The sequence below is a fragment of the Nostoc sp. UHCC 0870 genome, from assembly GCF_022063185.1.
Lineage (GTDB): Bacteria > Cyanobacteriota > Cyanobacteriia > Cyanobacteriales > Nostocaceae > Trichormus.
In genome coordinates, this window is sequence record NZ_CP091913.1 from 5,122,064 (window position 1) to 5,138,982 (window position 16,919).

The window sequence follows — 16,919 nt, forward strand, 5'->3', positions numbered from 1 at the left end:
ACGGTGTCATTGAGTCATTTTCTAACGCTTGTTAATGAGCAACTTCCGTAAAAACGCCAATTTTGCGGAATTTTTCATAGCGTAGTTGTCGTCTTTCTGGGGATGTTAAACGATTTAGCTCTTCCAAATTATCTAGTAATGCTTGTTTAAGGGTAGTAGCAGCTTGAAGAGGCTCGGTGTGTGCGCCACCAATGGGTTCAGTCAAAATTTGGTCAATGATACCCAAATTTTTCAGGTCGTGGGAGACAATTTTCAAGGCTACGGCGGCCTGAGGAGCTTTGCTAGCATCTTTCCACAAAATCGCCGCGCAGGCTTCGGGGGTAGCTACGGTGTAGACGGCGTGTTCAAACATTAATAGGCGATCGCCTACACCAATACCTAAAGCTCCACCAGAGCCACCTTCACCGATGACTGTACAGATAATGGGGACATCCAGAGAGAACATTTCCCGCAGATTGTAGGCGATCGCTTCCCCTGCGCCTTGGCGTTCTGCTACCACCGTGGGTAAAGCTCCCGGCGTATCGATAAAGGTCAAAATTGGCATACTAAACTTATTGGCGTGTTCCATTAAGCGCATCGCCTTGCGATAACCGCCAGGGGTTGCCATGCCAAAATTGCGGGCGATATTATCTTTAGTGTCGCGTCCTTTTTGATGACCCAACATCACCACAGGTTGCCCACCCAAACGAGCCACACCGCCAATTAGAGCCGGATCATCACCACCAGAGCGATCGCCATGCAACTCCATCCATTCATCAGTAATAGCTTGAATGTAATCTAAGGTACTGGGGCGACGGGGATGACGAGCGACTTGCAAGCGTTGGGCTGGAGATAGGGTACTAAAAATCTCCTCCCGCAGTTGGGTAGCGCGTGCTTCTAGTTTGCGAATTTCACCAGAAACATCAACACCATTTTCCTCTGCAAGTTGCCGAATTTGGTCAATCCGGTTTGCTAGTTCAGCTAACGGTTTTTCAAAATCCAACAGTAGCGGTTTGCGCTCGGTAGTAGCCATAGTTAGGGATTGGGTATTAGGGATTGGGTATCGGGGACTGGGTATTGGGGACTGGGGATTGGGCATTGGGTATTGGGGATTGGGGATTGGACATTGGGAATCATCTTTTCTTCTATTCCCCCAGTCCCTAGTCCCTAGTCCCCAGTCCCTAGCCCCTAGTCATTAAACCAGCAGTGGTCTAAACCCATGTTTGACTGAAGCTCGACCAATCTGCTCCATTTTGTCTACGGTAATCTGATTGCGCCCCCAAGAAAAGTTCGTGTACAACTTCTCAAATTCCAGCAGCATTGATTCAGCAAAACAAGCAAATAACTGGCGTGCTGGTACTTCCATATTGACTATTTTCATAATCTTCCAGTCAATATCTAAAGAATGTTCAACGATGCCACCATTCAAAACATACACGCCAGGATGCTGAATTTTCGTTCCTAAATTTTTGGGATAGCCACCATCAATTAACAGACAAGGTTGCTTCAAAGTTTTGGGGTCAATTTCCACCCCTTTAGGCATACTAGCCACCCAAACGACAATATCAGCTTGGGGTAAGGCTTCATCCAAAACCATGATTTTTCCCCGTCCCAATTCGGCTTGCAATTCCTGGAGACGTTCTTGGTTACGCGCTATCAGTAACAATTCCTTAACATCAGTTTTAGCATCCAGCCACCGAGTCACTGCACTGCCAATATCACCTGTAGCCCCACATATCGCTACTGTGGCTTGGGAAAGGTCAATTCCTATTTGTTGGGATGCCGCTTCTACCTGGCGGCAAATAATGTAGGCTGTGTGAGTATTGCCTGTAGTGAAGCGTTCAAACTCTAGCTTGATATTACGGACTTGGCTAAACTGCTCCAAGTTAAAATTTTCAAAAATAATTGAAGAGAAACCGCCCAAAGCAGTAATATCAATACCATGCTTTTGAGCATGAGCCATTGCATTCAGTATTTTCCGTGTTGCTGCTTTTATCCGGCGGTTTGCCAGCATCTCCGGTAAAAAGCAAGACTCTACATACTGCCCTTCAATTGTCTCACCAGTAATACTAGTAACTTTAATGTGATCGACAATCTGGGGTGGTGCGCTACACCAAAAATCTAGCCCTTGATCGGCGTATTCCGGGTATCCCAATTCTTGAGCTACCGCCTGAGCGTGTTCTAAACTTGTCAGATGTCCAATTAGACCAAACATGTAGTGATATATTAGGCGCGTGCCTTGTCAAAAGCGTGGATTCGGTGGGTAAGAGATACCTAACTCTTAAAAATACTATACAAAGTGCTGATTTGTGAGTGCTGAGTAATGAGTGCTGAGTAATGAGTAATGAGTAATGAGTTTTTATGTAGAAAGTCCTTTTAAATAGGGGTTTAGTTGACTTAGTAGAGAAAAGGCTTTCTTGACAGACTTTTTGTGTTGCACTCAGCACCGACTAAACGCCGCGCTACCGCTAACAGCACGGGCTAACGCCCCGCTCCGCTAACACCACTCAGCACTCAGCACTCACCACTCAGCACTCATTAAACAGATGCGAGTCCGTAGGCTGATAAGCGCATGATATCTCTGGTAGTGAAGCCTATATTGCTTAGGGCTTCTCCATACTGAATCATAAAATCTTCCACTAGGGCATCTTTTTCCATAGCGAGAGTTGCAGCATCTACTTCTACTTGGTTTAGCATTTTCCAAACTATGGGCAGGTTTTGGCGATTGGCTGCTTCTAATTCTGCCTTCGATTCAGTAAAATGTTCTTGTAGCCAAACTTCGCCAAACTTGAGGTGACTATATTCATCTTTGACGACTCCTTCGGTGATTTTGCGAGCGAAATCATCGGCTACGGGGATATAGATGTTGTATGCTGCGATCGCAAAACATTCAATGATCAAAGATTGAATTAACAAGCAAGTAACCACTTTACCTTCTGCGGCTGCTACTTGGAAATTGCCATGCAACCCGGCAAAAAATTCTTTAGCGAATTGCATATCTGCCTCTACTTGCAGATTCTTTCCACAAGCTTCAAAGCCTTTTTTGTGGCGATTTTCCATTTTGGAGAGGCGAATCAGATCATCTTTGTGTTCTGGTAGGAGTTCAGCTAGTGTGATGTAATTCTCATAAGCTTCTTGTTCACCTTCAATCACGATCGCATTAATGCGACTATAGGCATCTTTATATTTCTCGCTCTTGAAATCAAGTTCTAAATCGGTTGCAACCTGCTGCATAGTATGTTCACTCCTGTAAACTGAATCATTTAATACCAGAATTTAATCTACCCTATAAATTTCGGGCAATCTTCACTGTTGTTTAATTTTACTTAACAAATCACTATGTTATAGATTAGCTTTTGTAGGGTGTGATAGTTATATCAATTTAACCAATTCAATAGGTCGTGGCTAGTATTACCTAAATTTGGTGCAGTTATTAGTTGAAAATGAGAATTGGGCATTGGGCTAAAATCTCCTCTACACCCTTACACCCCTACACCCATACACCCCTACACCCCTAAACTCATGTCTAAACCAAACTGGAGTCTGAAATTTGCCAATTTTTTGAGCCTAGGAGGACTAATACTAGGTGCGGTGATTGTCCTATCACCACTATTTGTGGTTTTTCTCACATCTTTTGCACCTCCAGGAGCAAACATAGAACTTTTGCCCAAAAATAATTGGTCTTTCGCTAATTACCGCGATGCGTGGCAACGAGGTCAGTTTTTATTGGCATTTGCTAATTCTACCTTGGTAGCGATCGCAGTGACGGCATTTCAAATTGTAACTTCGGCGTTGGCGGGTTATGCGTTGGCCAGGTTGAAGTTTCGCGGTAGACAAGCATTATTGCTAGTCGTCTTAGCCACTTTAGTCATTCCCTTTCAGTTATTGGTGATTCCTATCTTTTTGGTTTTGAAGTGGGGACACCTGATAAATACCTATGGGGCATTAATTTTACCAACTGCGGTCAACGGTTTTGGCATTTTTCTCTTACGTCAATATTTCCAGACAATTCCCGTAGAGTTAGAAGAAGCTGCAACTATCGACGGGGCGAATAGACTACAAGTTCTGTGGCAAGTCATGTTACCTTTAGCACGTCCGGCCTTAGTGACGCTGTTTCTATTTACATTTATCGGTGAATGGAATGATTTATTTAAGCCACTGGTATTTACAACGCGACCAGAATTAAGAACGGTGCAGCTAGCATTGGCTGAATTTCAGGAACAGTTCACCAATAATTGGCCTTTGATGATGGCGGCTGTGACCATTGCCACTGTTCCGGTGATGTTGCTGTTTCTAATTGGTCAGCGTCAGTTTATCAGAGGTATTGCTACAACAGGAATTAAAAATTAAAAAAAGACGCAAAGAACAGCTTTGCGTCTTTTTAGGGAAATTTGAAAAATTAGAAACTAAATGTGGTTCTCAGCGCACCAATCACCACGCTATCGTTGTTATCGTTATGGTCTGGTGCTGTTAGCCAGATAACACCGGGTGTGATGGTGATATTATCGCTGACTTTGTATTGATAGAATGCTTCAAGATGGAAGGAAGTATCACTATCTTCAGGTAATGCCGCGATATTGGAACTTGTCACTCTAGGTTCCATACCAGCGATGATACCGCCTAAATTACCTTTCTTGCCAAGGTCAGGGAAGGCTAGAGTCACAGCATAGTTCCAAATGTCAACATCGCCACGCTGGCCTGTCAAGGTGCGACTATTGGTATAGCCAGCCCAACCGCCCAAAATTATGTTATCAGTGATTCCGAGGGATGCTTGGACACCATAGGAGTTGCTAGAAAATGCGTCACCCAAGGTCTGGAAAGTCGCAGCATTACTACCTGTGGTTAGTGGCTGTCTGTAGGAATTAATGTATGTTAAGCCTACAGTGATGCGATCGCTTGGTTTGACTGTTAGCTGTGCCAATGCACCATAAGCACCATCAAACAAACCATTCTTGGGTGCTGGGTCATTAGCTGTACCACTCAAATACCCTAGACTCAGAGCCAATCTATCACTAAATTGATGGGTGATACCCAAACCAGTCCCACCTATCTGACCGTAAATTGGGTTACGTGTACCAAAAGTTGATAAAGCACCAAAAGCCCCATCACCATCAAAAGGATTCACTGTGCTGGTGAGGTCATCTGCTGCACCTCCGACTGCAATCAGCTTCACTTGAGTATTCTTGGTGGCGGGGAATCCGTACCATAATGTACCTATGTTAGCGTTTGAACTGGGGTCAGCACTAGCAAAAAATAGGTTGCCCTCTGGAGTATTAATATTAGGGTTGGTAATATTATTAGCTTCAATTCTGGTAAATAGAGTATCTTTGCCAGTGAAGCTAGTGACAAGTTCAAGACGCGCTCTGTATGCCAGAGTGGTATTCTTGTCTGTAATGTCCGTATTATTAACGCGATCGCCTGACAATACATCACTCACTACAGCGACAACTTGTCCTTGCAGTTTGGTTGTGGTGGAGAACTGATTGGCTTCTAATTCAGATGTACGTGCTTCTAATGCGTCTACTCGTCCTCTGAGTGTCGCTAGTTCTGCGGAAAAATCTTCTTGCAGTTTTTGCAGGGTAGCTAAATCTTCTTTGGTGACTAAATCACCGGTGGCGGTCGCAATTAATTCGTTAACTCGGTCAAGACAAGCGTTTACACCTGCGGCGAACTCATACCGTGTCATGGCGCGATTGCCACGATATGTCCCATTAGGATAACCTGCAATACAACCATAACGTTCTACCAATGATTGCAATGCTTGGAACGCCCAGTCTGTTGGTTGTACGTCTGATAATTGAGACACAGAGGTAACTTGTGACATTACCTGGTCTTGAGAAGAGTTATCAGCTTTAACAACTGGTGTTGTGGTGCTTGATGATTCATTAATTTCTGCTGGGGTAGATATTTCCCCTGCGAATGCAGCAGTAGCAGAACATAGCACCATGCTGCAAAGGACTGGACTAGCTAGTAAATACTTCCACATTTTCGGCATTTTGTCCTCACACTTAAATATTCTTAATAATTACTTGATAACACCAATACCAAGCATTGACGATCGCAGAGCTACTGAAAACGGATTGACAAGATATTAGCAGTACTTAGCAAATTTTGTAACAGTAAAAATCAAGAATTCATAAATTTCTTAATTTAAGTAGGAGTTATGTAAAGGTTAAGCTTCGTGTTTAACTTCTACTTAGATGTACTAGGACATAACATTGTCGTGATTACTTACGCAGATTCATGTTATCCTAAAAATGAGAATGAGAATTATTATTATAATTCAATTCTCAAAATCCATACTTAAATTGCGATGGGCTGCGCCCCGCCGTAGGCGATAAGCGAAGCTTAAGCCTTTGGCTATCGCAGCAGCGTCAGCATGGTTGCGGAGGGGAAATACTATGAGAAAAGAGAGTATAACAAGAAAAGGCATCCTGTCCTTTATCACCTTGCTAATGTTGTCAGTTACAGTTGGTTGTAACTCATCCAACCAGATTGAAGAGACATCTGCTCAACAGTCACCACAGGCGAAGGAAGCTGCGTCTACGCCTGTAGCGCAGTCACCAAAAATCAAGGTTGTCACAACATTTTTACCGATGTATTTATTTACAAAGGCTGTAGCTGGAGATGCAGCAGAGGTAGGTATATTAATATCTCCAGGGACGGAAGTACATGATTACCAAGCAACACCAGATAATGTCAAAGCGATCGCTACAGCAGATGTTTTAGTCAAAAATGGGTTGGGATTAGAGGTATTTCTGGAAAATACCATCAAAAATGCCCAAAATTCTCAATTGAAGCAAATTGATGCTAGTGCGGGAATTAAACCCTTGAATGAAATCTCACCCGTGGTGAAAGCCACAAAAGGTAAAAAAGGCCACGACCATAACCATGCTCATGATCATGCTGAGGGTAATCCTCACGTTTGGTTAGATCCAGTGTTGGTAAAACAGCAGGTAACAAATATTCGCGATGGCTTAATTGCAGCTGACCCAGGGAATAAAGCTACCTATGAGGCTAATGCTAGTGCTTACATTCAACAATTAGCAAATCTAAATACGGAATTTCAGCAGAGATTACAAAAAACTCCTAACTGCACCTTTGTCACCTTTCATGATGCTTATCCCTACCTAGCTCAACGTTATAACCTCAAACAAGTAGCAGTAGTGCAAATTCCTGAAGATCAACTTTCTCCAGTAGATATACAAAATACTATCAAAGCGGTGAAAAGTTACAACGTAAAAGCTTTATTTAGTGAACCAGGAGTAGACAACAAATTACTTACTAGTCTTTCCCAAGACCTGAAGTTAACCTTGGGTTCATTAAATCCTTTAGAAACTGGCGAAAAAAACCCGCAGTATTATTTCCAAGCGATGAAAGCTAACTTACAAACCATAGAAACAGCCTGTAAGTAGGGGCGGGTTTACCAGAATCATCGTGAATATATTGAGGATATCTGTGAACCCGCTCCTACTAAAATCTAAAATATTTTGTAATTTGAATTCGGAGTGAAGCGACGTGACATCCCCTGTTCTCAAAGTTGAGGGATTAACTGTATATCAAGGTAATTATTTAGCGGTAAGGGATGTTTCCTTTGAGTTAATACCGGGAACTGACACAGCTATAGTTGGGCCAAATGGTGCGGGTAAAAGTACATTAGTCAAAGCAGTGTTAGATTTGATTCCCCGCAGTGCTGGAAAGATTGAAATTTTTGGTCTTTCTATAACTAGATTAGGGCATTTACGCCATCTTTTAGGCTATATGCCGCAAAATTTTGTCTTTGATCGCAGCTTTCCTATTTCGGTCAAAGAGTTAGTAGGTTTAGGATGGGTAGCCACAGGTAGAAATAACTATTCATTTTTCTCTAAACTACGAAGTGAACCCAGGGAAAAATCTGTAGCAGTAGCCGAAGCTTTAAGGAGAACAGATGCTTATCACTTGCAGAATCAAGCTATTGGGACACTGAGTGGTGGTCAATTAAAGCGAGTTTTGCTAGCTTACTGTTTAGTTATCCCTAGGAAACTATTGGTACTCGATGAAGCCTTTGCTGGAATTGATATGCAAGGTGCAGCAGATTTTTATGCGTTGCTGAATGAATTGAAGCAAGAGGAAAATTGGACGGTTTTGCAAGTTTCCCATGATATTGATATGGTAAACCGCCATTGCGATCGCGTCCTTTGTCTTAACCAAACCGTTGTCTGTACCGGACAACCAGAAATTGCTCTCTCACCCCAAAATCTCTTAGCTACCTACGGCCCAGGTTTTAGCCGCTACCAACATCACCATTAAATCAATTCGTAATTCGTAATTCGTAATTCGTAATGGGCTAACGCCCCGCTCCGCCCTAAGCGCAGCTATGCCGCAGGCTTTACGTAATTACGTGTTGTAACGGGGATTTAAACCCCTTGATTACGAATTATTCATCCTTTTCATCTAAATGTTCAGCTACAGCGTGATAAAGATGAAAGATATGATTGTCATGAAGACTATAAAATACATTGCGTCCTTGTTTACGATACGTCACTAAACGCATGGCTCGTAAGTTGCGTAGCTGATGAGAAACAGCCGATTCACTCATTTCTAACAAAGTAGCTAAATCACTCACACAAAGCTCTTTATTGGATAAAAACGAGAGAATTCTGAGGCGATTAGCATCTCCCAAAAAACTAAAAAAATCTGCCATACGTTGAGCTTTTTCTATTGCGAGTAACTCATGTGGCATAGATGGGACAACGTTACTATCTATCAGAGAGTATTTGGTATTTGATTGCAGCATTTGGATTGTAGAATCTATTTTTTTATTAAAAAAGTATTTAAATTTATATTTATATATTACAATTTTTCGCCCGATTATGTAAACACAAACAAATATATACTTTATTTATAACTTTAAAAGTTGTAATAAATAATATTGTGTATCTAATTTATAATTACAATCTCGACTGGTTAGCTGTAGCCAGTAGCAGTGATTTGATCGATTTGTTGCAATTCCCATTTATGCAGCGTGCGATCGCAGGTGCTATTCTCATGGGCATACTTGGGGGTTTGCTCGGCAGTTTTGTTACCTTGCGCCAGTTATCATTTTTTAGCCATGCTGTTGGTCATGCAGCATTGGTAGGTGTGGTATTGGGTGTGCTACTACAGATTAACCCCACTTGGATGCTGCTACCTTTTACCCTAGTGTTTGGGGTGATTGTTCTTTACTTGATTGATCAGACCGATTTAGCTAGTGATAGCGTACTCAGTATAGTGCTTTCGGGAGCATTAGCGATCGGCGTGATTTTGACGAATCTCATTCAAGGTTATCGCGGTAACTTAATGAGCGTGTTATTTGGCGATATTTTGGCGATTGATGCTACAGACTTGATTTTAACAATGCTGGTACTGGTAGCTAGCAGCATATTTTTACTATCAACCCTACCACAGCAAATTTTGTTGACGCTAAATTTAGATGTGGCAAAAGTTCAAGGTGTCCCCGTCCAATTGTACCGCTATGGGTTTGTGGTGTTGCTGGCACTGGCTGTAGCTGTCGCAATTAAAGCTGTAGGTGTTTTATTGGTGAACGCCTTTTTAGTGATTCCTGCTTCTACAGCTAAATTAATGAGTCACCACTTCAGCAACTTTCTCGTCTTATCAACAATAGTTGGTGCTACTAGTAGCCTAGTGGGGATTATTGTTTCCGGTGCTTTTAACTTAGCCTCCGGCCCTAGTATCGTGCTGGTTCAGTTTCTTTTGTTTGTGGCTGTGTTCACGTGGGTAAAATTGCGCTGGAAATCAGCATAATTTTTTTTCTGCAACCTCTTGTCACATCATTTTAAGTTTGCTAAGATGATTAATCGTGGCTCAAAAAAAGCCTAAGCCGGGATAGCTCAGTTGGTAGAGCAGAGGACTGAAAATCCTCGTGTCACGAGTTCAAGTCTCGTTCCTGGCATACATCACAACTAACAAGAGTACTGACATAACGCCTTAACTGCCTTAAAACTTGCATAAAGGCAAAAGCCCTCTGTGCTATGGACATTTACGCGTACTGCTTTAAGCTTATAGCTGCAAGAACTCCTTTTACGTTAATTCTTTACACCCATAATCTAGTCAGTTTATGTGTCATAAAATATGTCATGTTTTTCGCAAGGGGTGTATAGGCGGAATCCAGTCGAATTGAGTGGACTTTCGCGATGAGCCTTGTCACAGCAGCCATACTAGGATTATGTGGTTTATTTGCGATCGCATGGCTAAAATCGAGGTTAGGTCTGATGAATGATTATGAGATTGAATTTGCGATCGCTCTCATCCCCTCTTCCTATAAAATTATTCTTGCCCTAATTTAAATAATTATCAGCCCAAAGATAGAAGTTTTCCTTTTGAGAATATCAACGAACATTTTTCATTTGATAATAAACTATTAGTTGATGCTGATAAAATTTATTCTGAATTACTATGATTTACCCCCATACCCATAAGAATGATCAAGTTGATAATTATCACGGTACTTTAGTTGCAGATCCTTACCGTTGGTTAGAAGACCCTGACTCAGAAGAAACAAAAGCTTGGGTTGAGGCACAAAATCAAATTACTTTCACTTACCTGGAAGAAATTCCTGCCAGAGAGAAAATCAAACAGCGTCTCACTAAACTTTGGGACTATGAAAAATATGGTATTCCCTTTAAAGAGGGAGATAATTATTTCTATTTCAAAAATAATGGACTGCAAAATCAAAGTGTTCTTTATACTTTAAAATCCCTCGATGGTGAACGAAGAGTTTTGCTAGACCCCAATAAATTATCTGAAGACGGGACTGTTGCTCTTTCAGGAGTTGCTGTTAGTGATAATGGTAAATTATTAGCTTATGGTTTATCTACTTCTGGTTCTGATTGGAAAGAATGGCAAGTGCGAGATGTAGAAACTGGTGAAGATTTACCAGATCATATCAAGTGGGTGAAATTTTCTGGTGTGTCTTGGACACAGGATAACCAAGGATTTTTCTACAGTCGTTATGATGAACCCAATGAAAAAACGAAACTAGAAGACGTTAACTATTATCAAAAGCTTTATTATCACCGTTTGGGTACACCTCAAACTGAAGATAGCCTAATTTATCATCGTCCTGATCAACAAGAGTGGGGGTTTCGTGGTTATGTAACGGAAGATGGTAAATATTTGATTATTTCTGTTTGGTTGGGAACTGATTCCCGAAATTTAGTTTTTTACAAAGATTTAGCTAAAAATAATGCAGAAGTTGTTGAACTAATTAATCAATTTGAAGCCGATTATAGTTTTATTGATCATGATGATAGTGTGTTCTATTTTCTCACTGATTTAGAAGCACTAAGGGGTAGAGTAATTGCGATTGATATTAAAAACCCTGCAAAGGAATTATGGCGAGAAATTATTCCTGAAAATGAGGCAACTTTAGAAGGGGTAAATATATTGAATAATCAGTTTGTGGCTGATTATTTAAAAGATGCTCACTCCCAAATTAAATTTTTTGACCTCAATGGTACATTTATTCGTGAGGTAGAATTACCTGGACTTGGTTCAGTTGGTGGGTTTGGTGGTAAGCGATATGATACAGAAACTTTTTATAGCTTCACCAGTTTCACAACACCAGGAACTATTTACCGCTATGACATGGTAACGGGAAAAAGTGAGATTTTTAAACAGCCAATTATAGATTTTAATCATGATGATTATGAAACCAAACAAGTTTTTTACGAGAGTAAAGACGGTACACAAGTATCGATGTTTATTACCCACAAAAAAGGGATGCAATTAGATGGGAATAATCCCACATATCTCTATGCTTATGGTGGTTTTAGGGCTTCACTCACTCCCAGTTTTTCTGTGAATATGTTGGTATGGATGGAGATGGGGGGTGTTTATGCGATGCCAAATCTGCGTGGTGGTGGAGAATATGGTGAAGAATGGCATCAAGCGGGGATGAAGGAGAAAAAGCAGAATGTTTTTGATGATTTTATTGCGGCGGCTGAGTGGCTGATTGATCATAATTACACAAAAACTGCAAAACTAGCGATCGCAGGTGGTAGCAATGGCGGTTTATTGGTCGGTGCTTGTATGACTCAGCGTCCTGAATTATTCGGTGCAGCTTTACCAGCCGTTGGTGTAATGGATATGTTGCGGTTTCATAAATTTACCATCGGCTGGGCTTGGACTGCTGAATATGGTTCGCCAGATCATCCCGAAGATTTCCCAACGCTTTACGCCTATTCACCTCTGCACAATCTCAAGCCAGGTACAGCCTACCCAGCTACCTTAATTACTACAGCAGATCATGATGATCGCGTTGTTCCTGCTCATAGTTTCAAATTTGCGGCAACTTTGCAAGCAGCTCATGTTGGGGATGCACCGACGCTGATTAGAATTGAGACGAAAGCGGGACACGGTGCAGGTAAACCTACAGCGAAAATCATTGAAGAAGCAGCAGATAAGTGGGCTTTTTTATTCAAGAATTTGGATGTTGATGGTAACTAAAGCCCAGGCAATTAGAAATCGCGCGCCACTTGCTACAAGTCGGGAAACCCGCCCAAAGCAGTGGCTTGGCTACACAGACAAAACCTGCCGACCCAGGTTTAAAAAGCTTAATTTTCCGTTAGTCTTCATCTAATAATATTAATTATTACGCTTAGTTTTCCTACAAATATGTATTTTTATTTATGCCATGAAAACAATTATTTTTACCATTAGATTATCATATAGCGTTTCCTAATCACATGAGGTATATCATAGCCCCCTCCCCGCTAGCGGGGAGGGGGTTGGGGGTGGGGTTCTTTAAAGCGAGAACCGCTATATAATGACCTATTATGACTAACTAAAAACTACGCACAAGCTCTTAATTATGAGTCAATCCAATAATAGTGGAATACTTGAAAATTTTGTCAATACAGTGATGGGGGTAAAAACTCTTAATCAAAAACAGTTTCCAGATACATCAATAGCTACTACACAAGAACTAGATGTCAGAGCAGTTTTAGTTTATAAAATAGGGACTATCCTGCAAATAGTAGTCATGATTCTTGTGTTGCTGGGAATGGAAAAATTAGTTTTATCGATTGATAATAATTCTTCTTTGCCCAGTTGGTTTAGCACTTTATTGACTGGATTATTTTTTGCTCTATTAAGTATCCGTTCAAGAATTTTTTCTCTTTTAGATAATACCCGTTCTCGTCAAACTTATGACCAGATAATCAGACCAAAATGGGCCCCTCCACCTTTAGCATTTCCCATAGTTTGGATGATAATTGCCGTTTTGCGGGTAATTTCTTCTATATTGGTTTGGCAGCAAATGAATCACCAGTTTTTAGTGCTACCTTTAATTTTGTTTGTAGTACATCTGGCTTTAGGGGATACTTGGAATACAATTTTTACTGTAGAACGGAGATTAGGTGCAGCTGTTCCTGTAGTGATTTTAGGTCCTTGGTTATCTGCTGTAGTGGTGACAACAATTTATTGGCAAACTAATCCTATAGCGGGAATGATTTTATCATTTTCTTGTGTCTGGCTAACTGTAGCGGCTGTATTGGTATTGAGAATTTGGCAATTAAATGGATCTGAGCCATTGTATCCTGTAAAACTAACACCTGTGGAGAAATAAATACTCCCAATTAACCTTGACATAATAGCAAAGAGAAATATCAATTGACTTATAAAAAACGGTAGAAAAATTAACAATCTACCGTTTTTTAAACAATAGGACCAAGAAAAAAGATGCTTTCTCTTTAAATCTTCACTGTCACTTCTGTTTCTGTAAATATCAACCTCCCGCTAGATTCAGATACTCCTCATCTAGCGGTGAGGAGTTTATTGTTGACGTGTAGCTTCTAAAATCCGAGAAAAGTAAAAGCTAGTCTTAGTAAATGCCTTCCTTTGGATAGCAAAGCCATTACTTTCTAAAATTTTGATGACATTAGCTTCACGATGCAGATAGGCGCGGGTGGTTTTACTTGGCCCAGGAAAGAAACTGCCAATTTTTTTGAGTAAGGTCAAAGCACAGGTTTTAGGTGCAAAACTCAGAATGATTCTAGACTGAGCCAAAGAACAGAGGTGAGAAATCATCTCATCAGCTTTATCTTGGGGGTAGTGGATTAGGACATCTAAGCAAATAACAGTGTGATAATTGCCACTTAAAGATTCCAAATCCTGTACAGCAAAGGTAGGATTTTCGGTATTTTCCAAGGCTTCTAAGGCTCTTTGCTTGCCTTCTTCTACCATTTTCTCAGAAATATCGCTGGCATAAACCTTAGCACCTGCTGTAGCTAGAGGAATGCTCAGACTACCAACACCACAGCCAGCATCACAGATTGATAACTCTGCTAAATTGCCATCATTTTTCAGCCACTCAATGACACTATCCACAGTTTGCTGGTGGCCGTTGCGGATGTCTAGCTGGACTTTGTTGACTTCACCATCGCCATAAATCCGTCTCCATCGGTCAAACCCTGTGGAATTGAAATACTCACGAACAATGGTTTTATCGTCGGCTGCGTTCATAAACTTCGATTTTTAAGGGTTCTCAATCCTTAAAATTATCATTGATAGTCAACATCAAGAACACTCTTCCAGATTTTTCTCAAATTATCTCTATTGAATTAGCCTCTATACTGATTGATGAGTAAAAATACTTGATAACATCTACATCTAACTACTTCTGATACTAATTCTTACTTAGGTTACTAATCAGTTATTTAGTCTATCAATTAAATTAAAAGTGAATAAGTTTTGCTATTATAAGCCTATTCATTTTTTCAGGCTTTATAAATTTATGTAAGTATTGTAGCTGATAAATTTTGGCAAAAAATCGTTTTTTAGACATATTTTAACCTCCAGACAATAATTATAATTAGATATGAGTGCAAATTTACTAACTGATACTCCTATTATTGCGTTTACAATACTGCTGACAGTAATCTTTACTGTACCGCCGATATTTGAACGATTAAGATTACCTGGATTAGTAGGGTTACTATTAGCTGGTGTCATTTTGGGACAAAGTGGATTAAAGCTTCTAGATCCAGATTCCGACACCATCACACTACTTTCGGATATCGGCAAAGTTTATTTAATGTTTGTGGCAGGGTTAGAGATTGATATTGAGCAATTTAGAAAAACTAAAAATCGCTCAATTGGATTTGGGATTTTAACATTTTTAGTGCCAATGATTGCTGGCATTATGGTAGGTAGATTATTTGATTTTAGCTGGAATGCTTCTGTATTAATTGGTTCTTTATTAGCTTCTCATACCCTCTTGGCATATCCAATTGTAAGTCGCCTGGGTGTAGTGATGAATGAAGCTGTTACCGTCACAATTGGGGCTACGATTTTCACTGATACAGGTGCATTGCTAGTGCTAGCAATTTGTGTGGGAATTCATAACGGAGAATTCACAACACTTAGTTTATTAACTTTGTTAGGTGGGCTAGCAATTTACTCAATTATCGTTCTGTTTGGTTTTGACTGGTTAGGTAAAGAGTTTTTTCGTCGCTCTGGAGATGAACAGAGTAATCAGTTTTTGTTCATTTTACTAGCATTATTTCTAGCATCTGTGGGAGCGCAGATTATCGGAGTAGAGAAAATTGTTGGTGCGTTTTTAGCAGGTTTAGCTGTAAATGATGTTTTGGGACGTAGCCCTGTTAAAGAAAAAGTTGAGTTTATGGGTAGTGTGTTATTTATCCCTTGTTTTTTTGTAGATATGGGATTATTAATTAATATTCCTGCCTTTATCAAAACTCTTTCTTCCTTTTGGCTGACTTTATTTATTGTTTTGGCGTTAATTGGCAGCAAATTTTTAGCAGCATTATTCGCTAAATTGATTTACCGCTACAACACTGCGGAATTGCTAACAATGTGGTCGCTTTCGTTACCCCAGGTAGCGGCTACATTAGCAGCAACATTAGTGGCTTATCAAACTGTGAATGGTGCGAATGAAAGGTTAATTGATGAAGGTGTCTTAAATAGTGTCATTGTTTTGATGTTGGTGACAGCAATTTTGGGGCCAATAATTACAGCTAGATTTGCCGCTTCCTTACAACTTCCCCAAGCAGAATTAGACACAGATAGCCTAGCAATTTGGTGGGGAAATGCTGACGAACAACTAGTTGAAGAAAATCACTATCCTTTTACGGTATTAGTACCAATCTATAACCCACAAACCCAGCGATATCTGATAGAAATGGCAGCATTACTGGCGCGTCATGAATCAGGGCGGATCATGCCATTGGCGATCGCTCAAGCTCATGTACATATGGATGATCCACAGTTAGGAATAGCACTGGAAAAGAGTCAGCAAAGATTGAAATTAGCTAAAGATATTAGTCAAGAGTTCGATGTGCAAGTGCTAACTGCTATTCGGATTGATGATGATGTGGCTTTAGGCATTAGCCGCACTAGTCGGGAACAAAACGCTAGTTTAGTGCTGATGGGTTGGTCTCGGACAACCGGTTTACGCGCCCGCTTATTTGGTAATGTGATTGATAGTGTTTTCTGGTCATCTCATTGTCCAGTAGCGGTAGCACGGTTGTTAAATAGCCCAGGTACAATCCACAGAATTTTAGTCCCAGTAGGGGACTTAATGCCGCAAACTGTGGGTGCTTTACGATTTGCTCAAATCCTGGCTGATAGTAATCAAGGTGAGGTAGTGCTATTACACGTATGCGCCATGAATACACCAGCACCTCTGATAGAGCAGTTTACATCGCAATTGTCTGATATTGTTGCTAACAGTCAGGTGCAAGTGAATATAGAGATTAAAACAATTAGAGATGATGACGTTGCTAAAGCAATTATCCGAGAAGCCTCAGCTTTTGATTTAGCGGTGTTGCGTGCTGTTCGTTATCGGACAACAGGCGGATTTGCTGTTAGTGAAGTGACGACTCAAGTAATTAACGAATTGACCTGCTCAATTGTATTATTGGGAGCATCTCATTCATGAT

The 16,919-nt window shown here is 40.6% G+C and carries 14 protein-coding genes and 1 tRNA gene; 9 read left to right on the plus strand and 6 right to left on the minus strand.

From position 1 onward, the window contains the following. Positions 1-31: 31 nt before the first annotated feature. The 3 genes from L6494_RS21625 to L6494_RS21640 form a co-directional block, all read right to left on the minus strand. Positions 32-1,012, minus strand: a complete 981-nt coding sequence (locus L6494_RS21625) for an acetyl-CoA carboxylase carboxyltransferase subunit alpha (protein WP_237989812.1) — start codon at positions 1,010-1,012, stop codon at positions 32-34. A gap of 162 nt (positions 1,013-1,174) precedes the next feature. Beyond that, positions 1,175-2,194, minus strand: a complete 1,020-nt coding sequence (locus tag L6494_RS21635) for a long-chain acyl-[acyl-carrier-protein] reductase (protein ID WP_237989814.1) — start codon at positions 2,192-2,194, stop codon at positions 1,175-1,177. 323 nt (positions 2,195-2,517) lie between these two features. Further along, positions 2,518-3,213: an aldehyde oxygenase (deformylating) gene (locus L6494_RS21640; protein ID WP_237989815.1), complete on the minus strand. Its 696-nt coding sequence runs from the start codon at positions 3,211-3,213 to the stop codon at positions 2,518-2,520. 288 nt (positions 3,214-3,501) lie between these two features. On the opposite strand from L6494_RS21640, the gene L6494_RS21645 reads away from it, so the two are divergent. Then, positions 3,502-4,329 (plus strand): carbohydrate ABC transporter permease, encoded by an 828-nt coding sequence (locus L6494_RS21645; RefSeq protein ID WP_237996203.1) that lies wholly within the window; start codon positions 3,502-3,504, stop codon positions 4,327-4,329. 49 nt (positions 4,330-4,378) lie between these two features. Here the strand turns inward: L6494_RS21645 and L6494_RS21650 are convergent, their stop codons facing one another. Next, positions 4,379-5,974 (minus strand): iron uptake porin, encoded by a 1,596-nt coding sequence (locus L6494_RS21650; protein WP_237989816.1) that lies wholly within the window; start codon positions 5,972-5,974, stop codon positions 4,379-4,381. A gap of 406 nt (positions 5,975-6,380) precedes the next feature. On the opposite strand from L6494_RS21650, the gene L6494_RS21655 reads away from it, so the two are divergent. Further along, on the plus strand, positions 6,381-7,394 hold the full coding sequence (locus tag L6494_RS21655; RefSeq protein ID WP_237989817.1) for a metal ABC transporter substrate-binding protein: 1,014 nt from the start codon (positions 6,381-6,383) through the stop codon (positions 7,392-7,394). 103 nt (positions 7,395-7,497) lie between these two features. Beyond that, on the plus strand, positions 7,498-8,268 hold the full coding sequence (locus L6494_RS21660) for a metal ABC transporter ATP-binding protein (RefSeq protein ID WP_237989818.1): 771 nt from the start codon (positions 7,498-7,500) through the stop codon (positions 8,266-8,268). Between the two features lie 127 nt (positions 8,269-8,395). On the opposite strand, the gene L6494_RS21665 is transcribed toward L6494_RS21660, so the two are convergent. Further along, positions 8,396-8,701 (minus strand): ArsR/SmtB family transcription factor, encoded by a 306-nt coding sequence (locus tag L6494_RS21665; protein ID WP_330911089.1) that lies wholly within the window; start codon positions 8,699-8,701, stop codon positions 8,396-8,398. Positions 8,702-8,892: 191 nt separating this feature from the next. Here L6494_RS21665 and L6494_RS21670 point away from each other — a divergent pair, with 191 nt between their 5' ends. The 5 genes from L6494_RS21670 to L6494_RS21690 all read left to right on the plus strand — a co-directional run bounded on the left by L6494_RS21670 (position 8,893) and on the right by L6494_RS21690 (position 13,585). Next, positions 8,893-9,762 carry a metal ABC transporter permease gene (locus tag L6494_RS21670; RefSeq protein WP_237989820.1) on the plus strand — a complete coding sequence of 290 codons (870 nt, stop codon included), beginning with the start codon at positions 8,893-8,895 and terminating at the stop codon, positions 9,760-9,762. Between the two features lie 75 nt (positions 9,763-9,837). Further along, a tRNA-Phe gene (locus L6494_RS21675) sits at positions 9,838-9,910 on the plus strand. Positions 9,911-10,151: 241 nt separating this feature from the next. Next, positions 10,152-10,304 (plus strand): hypothetical protein, encoded by a 153-nt coding sequence (locus tag L6494_RS21680; RefSeq protein WP_237989821.1) that lies wholly within the window; start codon positions 10,152-10,154, stop codon positions 10,302-10,304. A 109-nt stretch (positions 10,305-10,413) separates the two neighbouring features. After that, positions 10,414-12,465: a prolyl oligopeptidase family serine peptidase gene (locus tag L6494_RS21685; RefSeq protein ID WP_237989822.1), complete on the plus strand. Its 2,052-nt coding sequence runs from the start codon at positions 10,414-10,416 to the stop codon at positions 12,463-12,465. Positions 12,466-12,829: 364 nt separating this feature from the next. Further along, on the plus strand, positions 12,830-13,585 hold the full coding sequence (locus L6494_RS21690) for a TspO/MBR family protein (RefSeq protein ID WP_237989823.1): 756 nt from the start codon (positions 12,830-12,832) through the stop codon (positions 13,583-13,585). Between the two features lie 206 nt (positions 13,586-13,791). Here the strand turns inward: L6494_RS21690 and bchM are convergent, their stop codons facing one another. Further along, complete coding sequence (gene bchM, locus L6494_RS21695; protein WP_237989824.1) at positions 13,792-14,481, minus strand: magnesium protoporphyrin IX methyltransferase; 690 nt, start codon at positions 14,479-14,481, stop codon at positions 13,792-13,794. 355 nt (positions 14,482-14,836) lie between these two features. Between bchM and L6494_RS21700 the strand changes: the two genes are divergently transcribed. Next, positions 14,837-16,918, plus strand: a complete 2,082-nt coding sequence (locus L6494_RS21700) for a cation:proton antiporter (protein ID WP_237989825.1) — start codon at positions 14,837-14,839, stop codon at positions 16,916-16,918. Position 16,919 lies beyond the last annotated feature (1 nt).

What these genes read in the sequence shown, in the direction of transcription:
- L6494_RS21625 (WP_237989812.1), bottom strand. Translation starts at nt 1,012, where the DNA reads ATGGCTACTACCGAGCGCAAACCGCTACTGTTGGATTTTGAAAAACCG.
- L6494_RS21635 (WP_237989814.1), bottom strand. Translation starts at nt 2,194, where the DNA reads ATGTTTGGTCTAATTGGACATCTGACAAGTTTAGAACACGCTCAGGCG.
- L6494_RS21640 (WP_237989815.1), bottom strand. Translation starts at nt 3,213, where the DNA reads ATGCAGCAGGTTGCAACCGATTTAGAACTTGATTTCAAGAGCGAGAAA.
- L6494_RS21645 (WP_237996203.1), top strand. Translation starts at nt 3,502, where the DNA reads ATGTCTAAACCAAACTGGAGTCTGAAATTTGCCAATTTTTTGAGCCTA.
- L6494_RS21650 (WP_237989816.1), bottom strand. Translation starts at nt 5,974, where the DNA reads ATGCCGAAAATGTGGAAGTATTTACTAGCTAGTCCAGTCCTTTGCAGC.
- L6494_RS21655 (WP_237989817.1), top strand. Translation starts at nt 6,381, where the DNA reads ATGAGAAAAGAGAGTATAACAAGAAAAGGCATCCTGTCCTTTATCACC.
- L6494_RS21665 (WP_330911089.1), bottom strand. Translation starts at nt 8,701, where the DNA reads ATGCCACATGAGTTACTCGCAATAGAAAAAGCTCAACGTATGGCAGAT.
- L6494_RS21680 (WP_237989821.1), top strand. Translation starts at nt 10,152, where the DNA reads ATGAGCCTTGTCACAGCAGCCATACTAGGATTATGTGGTTTATTTGCG.
- L6494_RS21685 (WP_237989822.1), top strand. Translation starts at nt 10,414, where the DNA reads ATGATTTACCCCCATACCCATAAGAATGATCAAGTTGATAATTATCAC.
- L6494_RS21690 (WP_237989823.1), top strand. Translation starts at nt 12,830, where the DNA reads ATGAGTCAATCCAATAATAGTGGAATACTTGAAAATTTTGTCAATACA.
- bchM (WP_237989824.1), bottom strand. Translation starts at nt 14,481, where the DNA reads ATGAACGCAGCCGACGATAAAACCATTGTTCGTGAGTATTTCAATTCC.
- L6494_RS21700 (WP_237989825.1), top strand. Translation starts at nt 14,837, where the DNA reads ATGAGTGCAAATTTACTAACTGATACTCCTATTATTGCGTTTACAATA.